Origin of the sequence: Lachnoanaerobaculum sp. Marseille-Q4761, from assembly GCF_017565785.1 — a bacterium.
Taxonomy (GTDB): Bacteria; Bacillota; Clostridia; order Lachnospirales; family Lachnospiraceae; genus Lachnoanaerobaculum.
Genome location: NZ_JAGEKB010000001.1, coordinates 648644 through 669194, shown reverse-complemented (window position 1 = coordinate 669194; position 20551 = coordinate 648644). Strand labels below are relative to the sequence as shown.

At 39.1% G+C, this 20551-nt stretch carries 13 protein-coding genes; 9 read left to right on the top strand and 4 right to left on the bottom strand.

What is annotated here, in order from left to right:
- Positions 1-41 precede the first annotated feature (41 nt).
- From J4O15_RS03015 to J4O15_RS03000, 4 genes are all read right to left on the bottom strand, one after another.
- The gene (locus J4O15_RS03015) at positions 42-848 is read right to left on the bottom strand and encodes a carbohydrate ABC transporter permease (protein ID WP_208099651.1); all 807 of its coding nucleotides are present in this window, start codon (positions 846-848) and stop codon (positions 42-44) included.
- Complete coding sequence (locus J4O15_RS03010) at positions 841-1731, bottom strand: carbohydrate ABC transporter permease (RefSeq protein ID WP_208099650.1); 891 nt, start codon at positions 1729-1731, stop codon at positions 841-843. Before J4O15_RS03010 ends, J4O15_RS03015 begins: the two co-directional genes overlap by 8 nt.
- Positions 1732-1806: 75 nt before the next feature.
- Positions 1807-3135, bottom strand: coding sequence for an ABC transporter substrate-binding protein (locus tag J4O15_RS03005; RefSeq protein ID WP_208099649.1), 1329 nt, complete (start codon positions 3133-3135; stop codon positions 1807-1809).
- A 348-nt stretch (positions 3136-3483) separates the two neighbouring features.
- Positions 3484-4542: an undecaprenyldiphospho-muramoylpentapeptide beta-N-acetylglucosaminyltransferase gene (locus J4O15_RS03000; RefSeq protein ID WP_208099648.1), complete on the bottom strand. Its 1059-nt coding sequence runs from the start codon at positions 4540-4542 to the stop codon at positions 3484-3486.
- A 138-nt stretch (positions 4543-4680) separates the two neighbouring features.
- On the opposite strand from J4O15_RS03000, the gene J4O15_RS02995 reads away from it, so the two are divergent.
- The 9 genes from J4O15_RS02995 (at position 4681) to J4O15_RS02955 (ending at position 20537) form a co-directional block, all read left to right on the top strand.
- The gene (locus J4O15_RS02995) at positions 4681-5373 is read left to right on the top strand and encodes a 5'-methylthioadenosine/adenosylhomocysteine nucleosidase (RefSeq protein WP_208099647.1); all 693 of its coding nucleotides are present in this window, start codon (positions 4681-4683) and stop codon (positions 5371-5373) included.
- Positions 5374-5522: 149 nt separating this feature from the next.
- A complete protein-coding gene (locus J4O15_RS02990) occupies positions 5523-6875 on the top strand; it encodes a glucose-6-phosphate isomerase (protein ID WP_009219749.1) in 1353 nt (450 codons plus the stop codon).
- 1 nt (position 6876) lies between these two features.
- Positions 6877-7143: a hypothetical protein gene (locus tag J4O15_RS02985; RefSeq protein WP_009219750.1), complete on the top strand. Its 267-nt coding sequence runs from the start codon at positions 6877-6879 to the stop codon at positions 7141-7143.
- 25 nt (positions 7144-7168) lie between these two features.
- Complete coding sequence (locus J4O15_RS02980) at positions 7169-8269, top strand: hypothetical protein (protein WP_208099646.1); 1101 nt, start codon at positions 7169-7171, stop codon at positions 8267-8269.
- Positions 8266-9507 carry a DUF5711 family protein gene (locus J4O15_RS02975; protein ID WP_208099645.1) on the top strand — a complete coding sequence of 414 codons (1242 nt, stop codon included), beginning with the start codon at positions 8266-8268 and terminating at the stop codon, positions 9505-9507. Before J4O15_RS02980 ends, J4O15_RS02975 begins: the two co-directional genes overlap by 4 nt.
- 10 nt (positions 9508-9517) lie before the next feature.
- A complete protein-coding gene (locus J4O15_RS02970; RefSeq protein ID WP_009219753.1) occupies positions 9518-10459 on the top strand; it encodes an ROK family glucokinase in 942 nt (313 codons plus the stop codon).
- A 181-nt stretch (positions 10460-10640) separates the two neighbouring features.
- Positions 10641-11327, top strand: a complete 687-nt coding sequence (locus J4O15_RS02965) for a hypothetical protein (protein ID WP_009219754.1) — start codon at positions 10641-10643, stop codon at positions 11325-11327.
- A 719-nt stretch (positions 11328-12046) separates the two neighbouring features.
- On the top strand, positions 12047-13660 hold the full coding sequence (locus J4O15_RS02960; RefSeq protein ID WP_208099644.1) for an N-acetylmuramoyl-L-alanine amidase family protein: 1614 nt from the start codon (positions 12047-12049) through the stop codon (positions 13658-13660).
- A 13-nt stretch (positions 13661-13673) separates the two neighbouring features.
- A complete protein-coding gene (locus J4O15_RS02955) occupies positions 13674-20537 on the top strand; it encodes an InlB B-repeat-containing protein (protein ID WP_208099643.1) in 6864 nt (2287 codons plus the stop codon).
- Positions 20538-20551: the final 14 nt, after the last annotated feature.

Genomic DNA, 20551 nt, shown 5'->3' with positions numbered 1-20551 from the left:
TCTCCTGTGTCGGTTTTCATACCTTTAAGTAATACCATACATTACTTTACAGCACCTGTAATACCCTCAGCAAATTGCTTTTGAAGCAGGAAGAAGATGATAACCGTAGGGATACTGCAAAGAAGTACCGCAAGCATCAATACACCATAGTCGGTTACATAGCCTTCTTTAAGGTTTGCTACAAGCATGGGCATTGTAATGGATGTTTTATCGGTCATTATTACCTTTGGCCAAAGATATGAGTTCCATGCGCCCATAAATGTGATGATGGCTGCTGAAGCATAGGTAGACTTCATAGTAGGAATAAATATTCTAAGGAAGATATTAAACTCATTAAGTCCGTCAAGTCTTGCAGCTTCCAGTATATCATGAGGGAATGACCTGGCACTCTGTCTAAAGAGCATTATCAAAAATGGGGTGGATAATGTAGGAAGTAAAAATCCTAAAGTAGTATTTAAAATTCCCCATTTTGAAAACATTTGAAACAGAGGGATCATAATAGCCACAAATGGAACCATCATTGCAAGTAACAACACGGACATAATGGCATCCTTTGCCTTATCATGATAGATTTCAAAACCGTATCCTGCAAGTGAACAGATAAAAAGTGCCAATACCGTCATTACTATGGAGTATTTAAACGAATTAATCATGGCACCCCTTACATCACCGGCGATAAGCAGATTTGAAAAGTTTTTAAACAGATAATTTCCCGGCAAGAGAGCGCCTCTTATTACATCTATACTGGCATGAGTGGCACTGACCGCCATCCAATACAGCGGGAAAATCGATATGAGTGAAACAATGGTCAAAAATACATATTTTGCAATATTTCTTATCTTAGTCACGCTTATCACCTACTTTCATCTGTACTGCGGCAAGTACTGCTACCAAAATCAAAATAAGAAATGACATAGCAGCGGAGTAGCCGAAGTTGGGTACATATTTGAATGAAGAATTATAAATATAATGAGACATTGTAATGGTTGCATTTGCCGGACCGCCACTTGTTAGGTTGACAGACTCGTCAAACAACTGCAATGTACCATTGGTTGACATGATGGCTGTAAGTAAAATCATCGGCTTTAATAGCGGAATGGTTATTTTTCTGAGAATCTGAAAATATGTAGCACCGTCAATCTTTGCAGCTTCATATATTGAATACTCTATATTTTGAAGTCCTGCAAGATAAAACACCATATTGTATCCTGTCCATCTCCAAAGCAGAGCTATTATAATAACAATTCTTGCTGCAAAAGGATTTGACAAAAAATTATAACCGGTCTTTAAAATACCCAAGTTTACCAAAGCGGTATTTATATAGCCGTCCACCGCAAATAAAGATCTGAATATGATTGCATATGATACAAGAGAAGTGGCACATGGCAGGAAAATACAGGTTCTGAAAAGCCCCTTAAACCTTAAATGCTTATCATTAAGTAAAGATGCCAAAAGCAGAGCAAATATAAGCATTATCGGTACCTGAACTATAAGGTAGATAAAGGTGTTTTTCAAAGACTGCATAAAGATGGCATCTGAAAACATTCTCTTATAGTTTGTAAGGCCGGAAAATATTATTCTTGCTCCCACACCGCTTTGCATAGATAAAATAATGGCTCTTATCATAGGATAAAAGCTCATAATAGCTATGAGTAGAGTGGCAGGAGTCAAAAATATCCAACCCGATATATTTTGTTTTTGTGAGAGTGAAAGTTTTTTCTTGTTCCCCATAGATTTCTCCTTCGACTAAATAAGGGGCAGACTTGACTGAAGCCAAACCTACCCCCTGACATAATCTAAAAAATATTATTTACCCATTGCAAAATTAACAGTGTCTTCTGCAGTTTTAAGCTCGCTGTCTACATCAGCACCTGTTGCTATATTGGTAGCTGCTATTGAAACGGCATCTCTAGCTTCATAGTAATAAACACCTGTGTTGTTTGTAGGAGTCTTAGAAGCAAAGTCTGTAAGTAAGCTGTAAACTTCCTGTCCGCCAAAGAACTCTACCTTTTCGGAGTAAGCACTTGTTCCGCCTGCCGGTAACCATGTAGCCAATGCACCGCTTGGAAGAATATTATCATAAAGCTCTGTGCTTCCTGCAAATGTCTTTGCAAGGAAATCAGCAGCTAAATCTTTTTTCTTAGAATTTCCTGCTACTGCCCAGCTTGAACCGCCGTTATTTGAATAATTGCTTTGCTCGCCAACGCCTGCCATCTTTGGAAGATTTGTAATAGCCCATTTTCCTGACTGATCAGAAGCAGCCTGCATAGATGCCATAATCCAACAACCGTTAATTACTCCGGCAACAACATCTGTATTCATAGTAGATATGTAGTGATCCCAGTCATTAACGAAAATCATAACACCTGACTCATTGAGTTCTTTGTATGTTTGTAACACTTTCTTTAAGGATTCATTACCTACGATATTTGGATCGCCTTTGTCATCAAAAAGAGATGAACCTGTTGACTGAAGCATAATCATTGGAAGGTCTGCACTACCGGTCTGACATGCAAGTAAAGGTTTACCGGTTTTGGCAAGAACATCCTTTCCTATTTCAATAAATTTGCTCCAATCTATATCCGTGAGGTCATCTATAGTGTAGCCTGCCTGCTCAAGAATATCTGTTCTGTAAGCTGCGATAACTGTACCGTTATCAAACGGAACACCATAGTTTACATTATCTACTGTAGAGTAAGCTAATTTACTTGGTGCAAACTGTGTAAAGTCAAATGCCTTAGTAGCACTCAAATCTGCAAATGCATCAGGAAATGAAATTTGATTTTTCCAGAATGCATTATCTTGCATAAGGAAAATATCAGGTAGTGTAGAAAGGTCACCTGAAGCTCCTGCTGTGCTCAACTTGGTCTGCACATCATCCCAAGGGGTTTCTACTACATTCAACTTAAAATCAGGATGATCTTTTTGATAGATCTTCTCCGCTTCATGCATTGCATTAATATTAAATGTTGGATCCCAGCACCAGACTGTAAGAGTATTATCATCTGCAGCAGTAGCAGCATTATCGGCAGCTGGTGAATTAGCTGTGGGAGCTTCCTTAGTGCCTCCACATCCTGCAAGTAGGGTACTACATAATGCACCCGCCATAAGTACACTTAAAATTTTCTTTTTCACAAAAAGTCCTCCTTATTATCACTTTGCGGCAAACAGACTATGACTAAAAATAGTGGGTTTAACAGTCTGAATAAAACAACCGAAAGTGCTATTGGTACTCAAAATTATACAATATAGTAAAAATATTTGTCTATGGTAGTTTTACACTATTATAAAAGTACTTTTTGTTTATATTGTATAGGAGAAAATGTAAAAACAAAACAATAAGACAAAATAATGTGAGAAAATAAAGAGTATATATTTAAAATAGAGAAAAACTCTTTGAAAATTGAAAGGATTTTCAAAGAGTTCCATGCTTTGTTATTATAAGGTTTTAGGCAGAAGAATTGTAAGATTTGCATAAAACATCTAACTGTATTGCTTTATCAAATTCATAATATTTTCCACTCCGTTTGATGTATCCGACCGTGACATGGCGGATATATATTCCTCTCTTTTTTTATAAAGCTCGGATATTTCTTCCGACAAAGAGATATTTGGGAGTGATTCCTCCTCTATCACTTTTGAATAATGTGAATTTTCAAATGACTCGGCATTTAATATCTGATCCCCTCTGGAAGCCGCACCGGAAAGCGGTATCAAAAGATTCGGCTTTCTAAGAGCCAAAAGTTCACAGATAGTATTTGCTCCGGCTCTGGATACCACAATATCTGAGAGTGCAAAAAAGTCCTTTAATTCTTTGTCCACATATTCATATTGTAAATAGCCGGCTTTTCCCAAAAGGTTTTCATCCACATTTCCCTTTCCGCAAATATGTATTATATTAAATTCTTTTAATATATCATCCAAAGATTTTCTTATAGCTGTATTTACTATTACAGAGCCGAGACTTCCGCCTATTATAAGCAGAGTAGGTTTATTATCAAAGCCGGTTATTTTACGCGCGGCTTCTTTATCACCGTTTAAAAGCTCCTGTCTGATAGGTGAGCCTGTAAGTATGGCTTTATTTTTAGGAAGGTATTTTAGAGTTTCGGGAAAGTTTGTGCAAATTTTTGTGGCAAATTTGGATGCTATCTTATTTGCAAGTCCCGGGGTTATATCCGATTCATGTATGATAACGGGGATTTTTAAAAATGCGGCAGCCATTACCACGGGCACACTGACAAAACCTCCCTTTGAAAATACTATATCGGGAGCATAATTTTTAATGATTTTTTTAGCCTCAAAAAGCCCCTTTAAAACTCTGAAAGGATCACTGAAATTTTTTAAATCAAAGTATCTTCTGAGTTTTCCGGAGGAGATTCCCTCATAGGGTATTGCTTGCGCCTTTATAAGCTCGGCTTCCATACCCTTTTTGCTTCCTATATATTTTATATCAAATCCGGCTTCTTTTAATGCAGGCAAGAGTGCTATATTCGGGGTGATATGACCTGCCGTACCACCACCTGTCAATATTATTTTTTTCATACTATTTCCATTCTTTATGTTATAATTAGAGTTATATTTTGCCAATAACACAGGCTTTATTTTATGCCTGCGTTATTGTCCCGGTACTTTAGATAAGTATAATTTAATAAGTATAAATATTCAAGTGAGGAGAATATAATGATTGGAATAATCGGTGCAATGGAAGAAGAAATCTCAAAACTGAAAGAGATTATGGAAAATAAGGAAGTAAAACAGGTAGCAGGAATGGAGTTTGTGCAAGGTGAGATTTCAAAAAAGCAGGTCACAGTGGTACGCTCCGGCATAGGTAAGGTAAATGCGGCAGCCTGTACTCAAATACTGGTGGACAGATTCAGTGTGGATAAGGTGATAAACACAGGTATCGCAGGCTCTTTAAAGAAAGAGATAAATATCGGAGATATAGTATTATCTACAGATACCGTGATTCATGATATGAATGTAGAGGGCTTCGGATATAAAAGGGGACAGGTTCCGAGAATGGATGTATTTGCATTTCCTACAGATGAAAAACTTAGAAAGCTTGCAAAAAAGATTTGCGAAGAAGAATTGGGAGATATTTCGGTATTTGAGGGAAGAGTGCTTAGCGGGGATATCTTCGTATCTGATAAAGAGACCAAGGATGATTTAAAAAAGACCTTTGGCGGATACTGTACCGAGATGGAGGGTGCGGCTATAGCACAGGTTGCATATCTTAACAATATAGATGTACTTATAGTAAGGGCGATATCCGATAAGGCGGATGACAGCGCAAGTGTGGATTATGCGGAGTTTGAGAGAAAAGCCATAGAAAACTGTGTAAAGCTGACATTGAAATTGATAGAGAGTATATAGAGGCGGAGGTTTTATAAGACTTTCCTATTTTTCTTCCTACTATTGCCAATAGTATGCAGTTGTTATAAAATAAAAATGCTATATTGTTTTATAATAACGGGGAAAATATTTGACCTGAATATAATTATAAATACAGAAAGGTGTGAAATATGAACAAGACAGTGAGTTTTGATTATTCAAATGCAAAGGCATTTTTAGGTGCCGATGAATTACAAAATTTTAAAAACATTACTTTGAACGCAAGAGATACATTATTATCAAAGTCAGGTGCAGGCTCCGACTTTTTGGGATGGATAGATTTGCCTGTATACTACGATAAAGAAGAGTTTGAAAGAATAAAATCAACTGCAAAAAAGATACAAAATGATTCTGATGTATTATTGGTAGTCGGTATCGGAGGTTCATATCTTGGAGCCAGAGCGGCTATAGAGTTTTTAAGCCACAGCTTCTATAATTGCCTTGATAAATCACAGAGAAAAACACCGCAGATAATATTTTGCGGAAACTCAATCTCATCAAAATATATCGCGGATTTGAAAGATGTATTACAGGACAAGGATTTTTCAATAAATATTATATCAAAATCGGGAACCACTACAGAGCCTGCTATCAGCTTTAGAGTATTTAAAGAGATGCTTATAGAAAAGTATGGCAGAGCCGAAGCGAACAAGAGAATATATGCTACCACCGATAAAGCAAAGGGAGCTTTAAAATCACTTGCCAATGAGGAAGGTTATGAGAGTTTTGTAGTACCGGATGATATAGGCGGAAGATTCTCGGTACTTACAGCTGTAGGGCTGCTTCCGATAGCGGTTGCAGGCATAGATATTGATGAACTTATGGCAGGTGCGGCAGCTATGAGAGAGGAAGTGATAGGTAAATCCTTTGAAGAAAATCCTTCACTTTTATATGCGGCTATAAGAAATATCTTCTTAAGAAAAGGGAAGAATGTAGAGGTTACCGCAAACTATGAGCCAAGTCTTCATTATATATCCGAATGGGTAAAACAGCTGTTTGGAGAGAGCGAGGGCAAGGATGGCAGAGGTATTTTCCCGGCAGCGGTGGATTTGACTACAGACCTCCATTCCATGGGACAATATATTCAAGACGGTGCCAGAATGATGTTTGAAACAGTGCTTGATATAGAAAAATCTTCTGCAGAGATTTTATTGAAGGAAGAAGAAACCGATACGGACGGTATGAACTATCTGGCAGGAAAGAGTGTGGATTTTGTAAATAAATCCGCAATGAACGGAACAATACTTGCACATACAGACGGTGATGTGCCGAATCTGAAGATAAATATTCCGGATGAGAGTCCTTTCTCACTTGGAAGCCTGTTCTATTTCTATGAGTTTGCCTGCGGTGTAAGCGGATATATACTCGGGGTAAATCCTTTCAATCAGCCGGGAGTGGAAAGCTATAAGAGCAATATGTTTGCACTTCTTGGAAAACCGGGATATGAAAGTCAGAGAGAAGAACTTTTAAAGAGGCTTGGATAAAATGTTCAGGCTCTGGGGTAAGATATTCAAGGACAATCGAATGCTTAAAGACCATGTTTCTATGGATTCCGATTACAGTAAGGACAGAAAGACAATGGTTTTTGATGCAATCAGAGAAATATGCCATGAATTTGATGTGGCGGAACCTATATGGCTTTTGCCCAATATAGATGATTTTGCATATAGAGGCAAGGTCAGGTTCAATGCTGATAATTTTATAGAACAAATTGACTTTGATTATCTGGAAATACAGATAATAGAAGAATGATGAAATTAATAATGGAGAATATATTATGGCAGAACCTATATTAGATTATGAAGCTTTTTTTGAAGGCGCAAAAAGTGCATTATTGGAAGTTGATACCTTAAGTACCGAGGAGAAAAGACTTACTCTGGAAGGTGAGAGAATATCCAAGGCTATAGAAGCTGAGAAAAAGAACACAAATGACAGAATAGCCGAAACCACATCCAAAAGATTAAAGGAAATAACATCCACTTATGATAAGGAGATAAAAAAGGCTGAGGAGTTCCAAAAATCCTTGGAAGCAAAAAGGGAAAAGGCAAAGAACCAAAAGATAAATGAAAGAATTGCAGATGAAACAAAGGATTTGCATGAACATATCGATGCAACAAAAACCGAGATAAAAAATGAATTGAAAAAAAGCGGAATACCCGGTTTTTGTGACAGCAAAATGTATTATACATTTTATTTCCCGCATAAGTTTTTTGACTTTGTAAAGATTGTTTTGGCGGTAGTAGCGGTATTTCTTGCAATACCTATGCTTATATATAAGCTTATACCTGATCACAAGCCGATATATCTGCCGTTTATCTGCTTTGCAATAGTACTTTTGATGGGTGGTTTATATATAATGATAGGCAATTTTACAAAAGCAAAACACAGAGATACCCTTTTAAAGATAAGAGCATTGAGAGATGTCATAGATAATGATGTAAAAAGAATAAAGCTTATCACAAGGGATATAAACAATGATTCGGCTGATGAGAAATATGACCTTTCATCTTTTGACAGTGAGATAGAGGATGCTAAGGCTAAGTTACAGGCAATCAATGAGAAGAGAGCGGCGGCTGTAAGTGAGTTTGAAAACAGTACCAAAAAAATCATAACAGATGAGATAATGGCAAATTCAAAAGAAAAGCTTGACAGCCTTAATAATGAATTGGAGATGACAAAGCAAAGTTTGGGAAGTATAGAAAGCAGAAGATCGGAGATAAATCTGGCAATATCCGATAAATACGAGTCATATCTTGGAAGAGATTTTTTGCAGGCTGAAAAGATAGAGGCATTACAAAAGCTTATAAGTGATAAGGAAGCAGCCAATATAAGTGATGCCATAGATCTTTACCAAAAAAGACAAATGGATAAGAAATGATAGAAGATAAGGAAATAAAAAAGCAGGAACTGAAAGAAAGACTGATAGTTACTGCCGAACTGGAGGAAAATGCTGCTCCAAGGTCAAGAAGAAGACAGAATACGAGTTTTTTTGCAGCAAGGGGGAGGGTAATCATACTCCTCCTTGTTTTGCTGACAGCCTTTATAGCCGCATTTACACTACTGGGACGCTATAAGACCTATGAAAAATTCAAATTAAAATGGATTCATGAATTAAATGCAGGAAGTCTTGTGGGCTATGAAAAGCTCGGCAAGGGATTCTTAAAATACTCTAAGGACGGAGCGGTATATCTAAAGTCCGGTGGAAAGGATGTGTGGATAGAAGGTTATGAGATGTCCAATCCCAAAACGGATAATAACGGAAAATATTTAATCATTTTTGATGTGGGTGGAACCAATATAGAAAGCTATACAAAGGACGGGAGAGTAGCAAGCATAAAGACGGAGTTGCCGATATTAAAGGCGGTAGTTTCAAAGACAGGAATTGTGGTGACTCTGGTGGAGGACTCAAATTCCACATATATCTTTTTTTATGATAAAGAGGGAAGACAGCTTGAGATAAGTATAAAGTCAAAACTTTCAGGAGACGGCTTCCCCACAGATATAGCCGTATCACCGGACGGAACGGCGCTTCTTGTAAGCTTTCAATATTTAAAAGGAAGCTCCATGATGGGCAGGGCGGTCTTTTATGATTTTTCGGAGATAGGTCAGAATATGAGAAACAGAGTGGTGGGAGGCTTTGATGAAGCATTCGTATCTTCCATGGTGGCAAGAGTAAGATATCTGGATAAGATAAATTCGGTAGTAATAGCATCTGACGGACTGTACTTTTTTTCATCAAAGAATGTGGCATCTCCAAAACCTATGAAAACGGTAAAAGCCGAGGAAGATATAGAAGCTGTAGATTTTGAAGGTAATAAAATTTGTGTGGTATATAAAAACACCTCTGAGAAATTTAATCACACATTATATATATACTCAAAAGAAGGCAAGGTTATTTTAAAAAAAGAATTTCTTGGAGAGTTTTCCAAGCTTGATATGCAAAAAGACTATATTTATCTGACAAAGGATGATAAAGCTATTATAATGAATATGTCCGGTGTGATAAAATACAGTGGAAGTCTGGATGCAAATATCAATAAGATTGTAAAAAGGGGGATATTCTCTGGATTTACAATACTTGGAGATAATGATTTTAGGGGAATAATACTTAGATAAAGGAGAAGATATGGAACAGGTATGTGTAGGCGTTGATATCGGAGGAACAAGTGTAAAACTTGGAATATTTACATTAAACGGTACTCTGCTAAAAAAATGGGAATTGGAGACCAAGCCGAAAAATGATCCTAAGACATTGATTGAAAATATAGGAAGGTCAATAAAGGAAAAATTAAAAGAGGGCGGTCTGACTCTTACGGATTGTGTAGGAGTGGGAATGGGAGTTCCGGGACCGGTATTGCCAAACGGCTATATAGAAGTTGTTGTTAATATAGGATGGAAGGAAGTGTTCCCCGCAAGGATACTTTCTGATTTTCTTGCAGGAATGCCTGTAGCACTTGGAAATGATGCAAATGTTGCAGCACTTGGAGAAGCATGGATGGGAGGAGCAAAACATTATCAGGATGTTGTAATGGTTACTCTCGGTACAGGTGTAGGCGGCGGCATTATAATAGACGGAAAGATAGTTCCGGGCAAGCATGGACTTGGCGGTGAAATAGGACATATGCATGTCAGAGAGTCGGAGGTTGAAAAATGTAATTGTGGAGGAGTCGGCTGTTTGGAACAGATATCAAGTGCCACGGGAATAGTAAAAGAGGCAAAAAGACTGCTTGAAAAAAAGAAGTCGGCTTCAAGACTGGCATTACTTGAGGATATAACCGCCAAAGATGTACTTGATGCAGCCAAAGCCGGAGATGCGCTGGCATTGGAAGTGGTAGATACGGTCGTAAAATACTTAGGTATAGCATTATCACATTTGGCGATGACTGTTGATCCCGAGATATTCGTTATAGGCGGTGGAGTATCAAAGGCGGGAGATTTTCTGATAGAAAAGATAAATGAAAAATTTATATATTACACACCGATAACGGAAAATAAGGCAGGTATAGTTTTGGCAAAACTTGGAAATGATGCGGGTATATACGGTGCCGCAAGACTGGTACTCGGATAAAATCTAAATTGCAGTAGGACAACATGCAGAGATATATAGCTTTGGCATTAAAAAATATACCGGATTTCTTAAAAAATACTTTTATATAAAGAACTTGTTTTTATAAGGTCCCGGTGATATAGTGTCAAATATCAATATAGTACAACAAGCTTAATGATGGTCGTTTGACTTAGGAGGAAAAATGAAGAAAAGATTTTTAATAACAGTTTTGGGATTGAGTATGAGTGCGGTATTATTCAGTGCATGCGGCTCAAAAAAAGAGAATACGGAGACAACAACACAGACAGTTGCAGAAACCAAGGGAAAGGCTGATAAGACTACCACTGTAGAGTCGAGTAAAGCGGAAGTTGTAAAAGTAGATATAAACTATGATGTGGCAAATCATTTGGACGAGTCCTATGATGATATAGGAAAAGAATTCGGAGAACCTGCATCGGATGAATTAAAGTCTGATAAGGGTGAGAGAGTTGTAAAATATGCCGAGCCTGAAAGAGAGTTCCACTACTATGATGATAAGTCCGGCGGATATGTGCTTGAGGCTGTAAGCGCAAAAGCGGGAGATCTTTTCAGTTTCAGTGCAGACAATGTAAAGCTTAGCGATATGCTGGATCAGATGGAGGGAGAAAAGGCAACAGGAATTGAGTCAAATGATATGTATCTGACAGTGGGAGAAAAAGGTGACAGCAATGTGGTATTCCAATCAGAGGGATATTTTTTCATAGTATCTGTAGGAAAAGATGAAACAGTTTCCAAAAACAGTGCTGTGGCAATAGTGACAGAGGATAGAGTGGGGGTTGAGTCAACAGGAGAAACAACCAAATCACCTTCCGAAATAAAAACACCTGAAACTACAGCTGCAAAACAATAAAAAACATTTTAAAATAATATGTATATAATTATAAATCTGAATGAATATTAAGAAATATGTAAGAACATATTTGGTATTCATTCAGATTTTTTTGTAATGAAAAAGTAAGAATAAAAAAAAGTTAAAGATAAAGGGGATGTGTATGTAGGTTGTGATGAAAAAAATACATAAAAATCAATATACATTCATATAAAATGTAGGATATTAACAAGGATGATAAAGATAAAAGAATAAAAACATATATAAAAACGATAAAAATACTTAATATTTTCTTTGCTCACCTATTTGACAAAGAGTACTTTCAATAATATTATATTGGTATAATTATACTAACTATATCAAGATATTAATATATATGGAAGAAGAGTGAATATGCAAATAGATAAAATTTATACAAATCATCATGTCAGACATCCTTGCGGATAGGCATGAAAACTTTAGAAAACCTTAATGAACACGGAACTGACAACAGTTCAAATCAACAATATGATATAAATTTTTTTGATGTAGGCGGAGAACTTGCAAAGATATATCGGGCAAAATATTTTTGTAGGTTGTTTTGTTTGCATTAAAGAAATATATATAAATTTTTTGACCGGGTATAATAAAATACCGATTTATATATGAAGATATATGAATCGGTAAGATTAGAGCATTCATGTAAATACATGATATAGGGTGTTATATTCCGGTAAAGATACAATCAAGGAGGTATTTTGATGAAAAAAAGGAGCATAGTAAGTCAGGCAGGCTTACTGGCAGTTTCCGCTCTTTTCATCTGGGCAAGCCCTTCTACTGCGAATGCGGAAGGATGGGATAACTCAAGCGGGGAGTGGAGATACCTTGATAGTGCTAACAACGCAGTGTCGGAAGCTTGGCGTAAGTCAGGTGAAGCATGGTACTATCTTGGCGATGACGGTAATATGGTAAAAGATTCAATACTTACCATAGGAGATAATACATATTACCTGAATGCCGATGGTGCTATGGCAGCAAACAGCTGGATACTCACAAAGGACGAAGATGACAACGAAGGTTGGTTCTACTTCGGTTCTGACGGAAAGGCATACAAGGGTAAAGAAGGAAGAGTATACGCTCGTGAGATCGAAGGAAAGAAATATCTTTTCGATGAGAGCGGAGTAATGCGTAAGGGATTCTTTGATGCAGAAGGCAATGCGGTAGAAGATGAAAGTCCTTTTAAGTCTGCAGTATACTATTTCGGGGATGACGGTGCAATGTTTGCGGATCAGTGGATGTCCTACTCACAGGTAGGAGAAAACCCGGGATATTCAGAGCTTGCACAAAGAAACTACAATGAATATGAAGAGATGTGGCTATACTTTGGCGCAAACGGAAGAAAGTATGCGGCAAAGAGCACGGATAACTCAAAGCAAAGAGAGATAAACGGTAAAGCATATCTGTTTGATGAAAACGGTGTAATGATACCGCAGCTTTCTATAAAGAGTGCAAATGTAGCTGCAACTTCAAGCAATGCTAAGATCAAATACGGTTCACTTGATACAGACGGTGAGTTAAAGGATGGATATTGGACATTCACAGTACCGAATCAGGAGATGAGCCAAAAGGATTATGACACGGGAGAGCGCAGCTGGTTTAGAACAACAAAGGACGGCAATGTAATCAAAGATAAAATTGCTACAGTACTTGGAAGAAAGTATGCCTTTGATGAGATAGGCCGTATGCAGACAGGATTTGTTGTAATGCTTGAGGACGGTACATTCGGAATCAAATTTGATGTAGATGAGTGGACAAAGGAAGACTTCCTTACAAAGGGCACAGAATCACCTATAGCTGCAATAGACAGAGGAAACTTATATCTGTTCGGAACAGATGAGCTTAACGACGGTTCAATGATTACCGGAGAGGTAACAGTTTCTTTAAGAGACAGCAATGCGGTATTCGGATTTAAGGATACAGGAAGAGCTATCGGAGAGAAATGTACTCTTGCAAAGAGCGGAGGCAAGTTCTACTTTAACGGATTAAGACTTGATGCGGATGTAGACCTTCATTACGGACTTGTTCGTGACAACAGAGTAGGTCATGGCGAGTATGTAGTCGTAGATGCAAACGGAAAAGTAGTGACAGGCTCAAAGATTCTAAGAGACGGAGAGGGCAACTGGATAATAGTTGAGAACTCAAAGTTTGTGGCAAGAGTAAGTGACGGTGACAGACCGAGAAAGAAAAACGGAAAGTTCTATCACTATGATTCAAGTGCCAATAAGAATGACAGATGGGGAGCAGAGATCACATTTGCAACAGACGGAGCAAATAACTTGGATGCTGACTTTGTGGTCTTTGACAAAGAGAGATAGTTAGAGGAGAGATATGATAAAAAACAAATTAATAAGGAGACTAAAGCAGAGCGCTGCCGGCTTGCTTGCAGGTGCTATGGTCCTTACGGGTGTACCGCTTGGTAATATAACCTCGCAAGCTGCGGGATTATTACCGAATACGGACCTGCAACCGGGAACGAATCTCAGCAATAAGTATATATCTAATGTGAGCGGTTTTTCTTACGGTTCATCAGATTCAACTGCATTTGTTTTTGGACCTTCATCAGGACACCAGGGTACAAACAGTGGTGCCGGAGATACATTTACATTTAACTTTGCAGGTGTTACAGAAGCATCGACCAGAGGAAACAATACACGTGGATACTATGACAATGCACAGGCTGCAACTCTAGCGGGAACTGCAGCAAATGCGCCGACTATTCGTTCGGCTTATTCAAATAACTGGTGGCATGGATACTATGCCTTCGGTAAGCCATATCGTGTAGGCACTGATGTACAGAACACAACCGGTGGTTCACCTTATCAAACGACACATCCGCTTGATCCGGTGGTTAATATTTGGTCAGGTGATGAGCCGTCTTCAGCTTCTTCCACAACCAGTGCAATTAGACCACTGCATACAGGAAGTAGTCATGAAAACGGTGAGGTAATGACATTGACGGATGGTACACAGCAGGTTTACCTTCGTCAGGAGATTAAGCCTTCAGATGATGATCAGTATGTAGTTGTTCAGTATACGGTATATAACCCCGGTACATCAAAAGTAGATTTCATGGTAGGTAATGAGACCGATACCATGGTTACCAGCCAGGATGCTGTGCCTATATTTGTTACACCTCATGAGGCAGGCGGATTGTTTGAGGGAGTTCACTTCCAGAACTCTACCGGTGGTCAGTACGGTCTTACCGTATTTGATATCTATACCTCAGGTAAGGGTGCCGGAATCACAAAGAGAGCTACAAATGACCATTCAGAGAACCGTGTATGGGCAGGTAGATGGTCATCCACTGCAGGTGTTTATCATACAAGCTGGGTATTCTCACAGAGCCGTTCGGGCTTTATAAATCCGGGAGACTCGGCAGGTTCATTTTCGTCATACTTTGAGCTTGAACCGGGTGAGACAAAGATATCTACATTTATAGTATCTATCAAGCCTTCAGTTTACTATGTAAACAACGGTTCAACCGGAGCCGATACATCAGCGGGAGTTCCGGGATTTATGGGTAACCCTGTAGGAAGTATTGAAGATGCTGTGGCAAAGATTACAGCTAACCATGCAAAGAAGGCATATATTTACCTTCAATCAGATGTTACAGTTAACAGTACGGTTACAATACCGACAGGTACCGATATCACTATTCAGACAGCGGACTTTAGTGCATTGCCGTCAGGTCAAAGCTATAGTACAGGATATAATCACAATAATACACCGCCTATAAAGACGGACGGACCTGCTACTATAACAAGAGGTACAGGACTTACAGGGCCTATGTTTAAGGTAGAGGACGGCGGTTCGGCTCTTAGCTTCCGTGATGTTAAGGTTGACGGTAATTCCGCATACTTTGCAGGTGCCGCTACAAAGCCTACATCAGCGTTGATAGAGGCAAGCGCAGGTACTGTAGCATTAAAGGCAGGTACTACAATATCAAATACTATAGTAGATGATGCTAGTGACGGAAGCAATACACCTTCAGTTATGGATATTTCAGGAACAGCGGTAGTTGATTTGAATTCCCCGGGTGGAACAGCAACTGTTACAGGAAATAAATCATTAAAGAACGGTGCAGCTATAAAGATCACATCTACTTCAAATCCAAGACTTAACGGTAGCATAAATATTACGGGTAATAAGATGCAGGCAGGCGATCCGGCAACAGAAAAGGATGCCAATGTATCTTTTGGTAAAAAGCCTTTCATTGTAAAGACTAATAATGAGGTTGATGCGGGAACATTAATCGGTGTGACCTTAAGTGAGAAACTTCCTACAGCGGCAGGAATGGGAACACCTTTAATCGACTTTGAGGGAAGACCTGCATCAGGACCTGCAAGCTATCCTTATTCGGTATCTAACTTCAGTGCCGATGCGACAGGTCAGAATATAGTAATAGGTGATGAGGCAAGTTCGGTTACAGGAGAGCCTAATACAGTAGTACAGAATCAGAATGTTATCTATGTAACAACCGAGATAAAGGATATGATTCTTACTTATGTAGATGAGAACGGAACCAGTATACCTTATGCAAACCTTAATGTACCTAATGTACCGGGACCGGGTGGAACACCTGTGCCTGCTATAGATGCAAACCCGTTCCAAAAATCATATGCGGTAGGTAAGCAGATTGAAATACCGTTATCATCACCTACAGGATATGTATTTGATGCAGTTGATACTTCAAACGGAGCACTTCCTGCAGGAGTAACTGTAGATACAACAGGTAAGCTTACAGCAACAATCCCTAACCAGGATTTAAATATAACAATTAAGTTAAAGAGAAATGAAGTTCGTTACAAATTTGATACACAGGGCGGAAATACAGTTACGGATTTGGTAGAGCCTGTAACCACAGGAGCATCAGTTCTTACATTGCCGACACCTGTAAAGAGCGGATATGTATTTAACGGATGGAATTCATATGTAGATGTAGACGGAAGCGGAGGCTTTAATACAGGTGATACGGATAACGGTGCATTTACGGCATTCCCTAACCCTGCAACACCGGGAGTAACACTTCTTTATGCAAAGTGGACACCGGGAACAACACCTTATGCTGTAACGATTACACATAAGAATGCGAATCCGGCACTTCCTGTTACATTTGGAACAGATACACAAAACTATACACTTACACAACATGTAACAACAGATCCGCTTGTACCTACACCGGGTATACCGGGATATATCTATGACACGGCAAGCAGATTACCTGCAAGCCAGGGAACACTAAACCTTGCAAACGGTCATTTTGATCTTCCGAGCATGCCTGCACTGGGAGTCAGCGTAAACTATCGTTACAAAGTTGATGTAAACACAACATTTAACTATACAGTTCGTCATCAAGACACATCAGGAAATCCTATAGCAACAGGTGTTACAGCAGTACCAAAGAGAGCCGAGCAGACAATCTCAGCTGCAGCACAAAACATTGCGGGATTCCAGTTTGACCACTATGATATAACAACAGGTGAAACACCAAACCCTGCAGCATATGTATTGGGATTGTCAACACCGGGATTTATGTTAGTGGATAACAGAACAACAGACGGTGTATTCTCAGGATATATGCCAAACCAGGATGTAGTAATCACATATGTATATGTGCCTGATTCCGCATCAAATCTTATAAAGAGATACTATGACAGACTTACAGATGTAATGCTTGCAAGTGAGATAGATCAATTAGCTCCGGGTGGAAATATAACAACAGGAGTACCTGCTCTTGGAACAACAACAGGAGATAAGATCTATGGATATACATGGGTAAGCGGTTCATCAACAATAGATATGAACCCTGCAGGCCTTGTAACAGTAAATAATGCAAATGGTGATGTAGCGGGAACAATGCCTTCATTACCACCTTCAAGTCCTACAAGAGTAGACTGGAAGCTTGATCATGATGCAAGCAAGTGGAAAACGCTAGACTTTGTAGTATCAACAGTTTACAGCAACGGTACATTAACATCGCCAACACCACAGGAAATACTTGTAAGTGACGGCACAGCTGCAGGAGATGCGGTAGCATATACCTTTAATAAGATAAAGGCACTTGGATATGTACCTAATGTAACACCGAATCGTTATTATCAATTTGATGGCTGGTTTGAGGATGATGCATGTACAATCCCTGTAAATGCAACCAAGTTCTGGTCAACAAATGATCCAAACCCAATCAAACTATATGCAAAATTTGGAGAGAATCCAAATGAGTGGTTTGATATCAACTTTGCATCAGGAACAAACGGATCAATATCAGCACCGGCTACATTACATATACCTTATGATTATACATGGGGTCAGATAACAGGCCAGTTGCCGACACCTATACCTGTAGCAAACTACTTATTTAACAGCTGGAAGGATGCATCAGGAACACAGATGCAGACAAGCAGCACATTAACAAATCATGCAACCTATACTGCAACATTCAGTATGGACCCTAACACATGGGGAACAAACACAGGACATATCACACCGTCAGGTCGTATAGGAAATGACGGAAGCGGTGAGATAGTAATAGACGGAACAACCCCCGGAAATGTATATGTAATCAGTGACATGAATGGAAACATCGTGGCAGTGGTACCGGGAGAGAGTGTAGGAAACAGGACAATAGTTCCGAACCTTATACCGGGAGCACATTACAATGTACAGGAGGGAACACCTGATACACAAGCAACAGTAGGTCAGCCTGTATCAAGCGTAACAGGAACATCAGTATCAGCACCACAGGATGTATATGTACCGACAGTAGATAATAACTACAATGTAGGATATGATCCTGAGAATGACGGAATGGCACAGATAGTTATTAATCCGGCAGATCCTGATGCAGACTATGCACTTATCGATGAGAACGGAAATGTAGTACAGTATCCCGGAAGTGATAACGGATGGATGACACCTGTAGGAAGCAATCCGTCAACAGTAACATTTAATAACTTAAATCCAAATGAGACTTACACGGTAGTGGCAAGAAAGAAAGGCAATTCAGCACTTTCAGATCCACTCTTAAAGCTTGCAGACGGAAATCAGATAGTAGCAAATCCGGGAGATCTGGCAGATGCACCTAAGTATGTAGTAGAGACCAGAAACGGAAGTATAGTATCTGTAAGAGGAACAGCAGTAGGGAGTGATGCATTTGGAGAGGCAAAGGCAGGAGATGAAGTAGTTATCCATGCTGAAGCGGTTGACTCAAACGGAAAGAACTTTAAGTACTGGCAGGTACTTGCAGGAAGAGCTGTAGGAGTTAGCGGAAATATAGCACAGACAGACTATACATTTAAGCTGTCAAATTCAAACATTGTTCTTAAGGCTGTATATGAACCTGTTAAGATAGCAGGAGATGATGCGGATCTTACAGAAACAATAAGAGGTGGAAGTCTCGGAGAGTTCGGACTTGAGCCAAGTCAGATACCGGCACTTGCAAACGGTCTTACAACACCGCTTGACAGATCACTTATCGGTGTAAACGGTGCAAATGTAGAATATAAGGTAGTATTCAATAAAAGAGATGCAAAATCAAATGAAAAGACAGCTGTAAAGCCTGTATCGGTATCGGGTATAGATCACTCGGAAGCACATACGGTAGCATACAGTTTGGATATTCAGCTTGAAAGATATGTAAACGGAAGACTTGTAAATAACGGAATACTTGCAAGCGCATCAAATGCGACAGTAGACGTTATAGCACAGCTTCCTGCAGAGGATATCGATCAGCTTGATTATCAGATCTTTGATGTAACACCTGACAGTGCAGGAAATATAAATCCTTTAGAGATAGCAATTACAACAGATGTAGCAAACAATGCCGGACTTATTAAGTTCACAGGTAATTTACTCCATACATATGTAGTTGTATACTCAAAGACATTCAAAGTAACATTTGTAGATAATAAGCCTGTACTTGATCATTTACACTTAAATGATACAAGCAGAAACTTCTATAAGAAGTTTAAGGTAAGAAGAAAAGAGAATGTGGAAGACAGCTATTACGCAAGTGATTATGCTGTAGTAACCGCGTATGCACAAAATGATGTAGCACATGGACTTGTAAGTCCGTTTGAGGACATCTATGGTGTACAGTATGACTATGTAAACTGGTCAAAGAAGGAAGACAAGCTTTCAGTATACGAGACAACAAGTCCTGTAACAAAGAGAGTGATTGCATATGCATACTATTCTGATAACAGAAAAGAAGTAGCAAAGGCAAGAGTAGACCTTGGAAATACCATAGAAGAGGCAAAACTTCTTATAGGTGATCCATATCTTAAGCTTGGAGAGATTGATGAGATCAATGAAGCAATCGCACATGCACTTGAGACCTTAAGACAGGCAAGAGATCTTGTATCTCCTGACGGAACAACTTACTTAAGACAGGCAAACTATGCAGAACTTCAGCAGGCAATAGATGCCCTTAGAAGAGTTATCAACAAGTACTTAGGAAAGTCAAGTGACAGAGAAGATGCAAGAAACAGAAAAACCGGCGGAGCAAGCGGCGGTGGAAACACTTCATCAGGTAGAGGAAGTAAGCTTTTAACACCGGGAGAGAAGTCAACCCAGAACACCGCAAGAAATGAGGGAAGTAATACAAGAGCATTCGTGCTTGGAGTAGACGGTTCATGGGAGAGAAATCCTGTAACAGGAGGCTGGTCATTCGTACTTAACGGAGGAACACCTATCAATGATATGTGGGGAATGATATCCTTCACAGACAGTACAGGAAAGAAAGTATCCCGCTGGTATTACTTTGACGGACAGTCAACCATGGCAACAGGTTGGGTATATGACTCAAAGAATGGAAACTGGTATTATATGAATACCACAGAAGGTCCTGAACTTGGCCAGATGGTAACAGGTTGGGTAAGGGATCCAAAGACAAATAAGTGGTATTACATGAATGAAAACACAGGTATCTTAACAACAGGATGGCTCTTAAATAAGCAGGATAACAGATGGTATTATCTTGATAATAACGGAGAAATGCTTGTTGGATGGCATAATATAGGTGGAAAGTATTATTACTTTAACACAAATGCACCACAGGATACCTATGTATGGGATGCAAATGCATTCAAGTGGAACTACTTGAACAATAGCCAAAGACCATATGGATCTATGTATGCCGGAGAGCAAACACCTGACGGATATACAGTAGATGCAAGCGGTGCTTGGAACTAAGTGACATAGGAGAA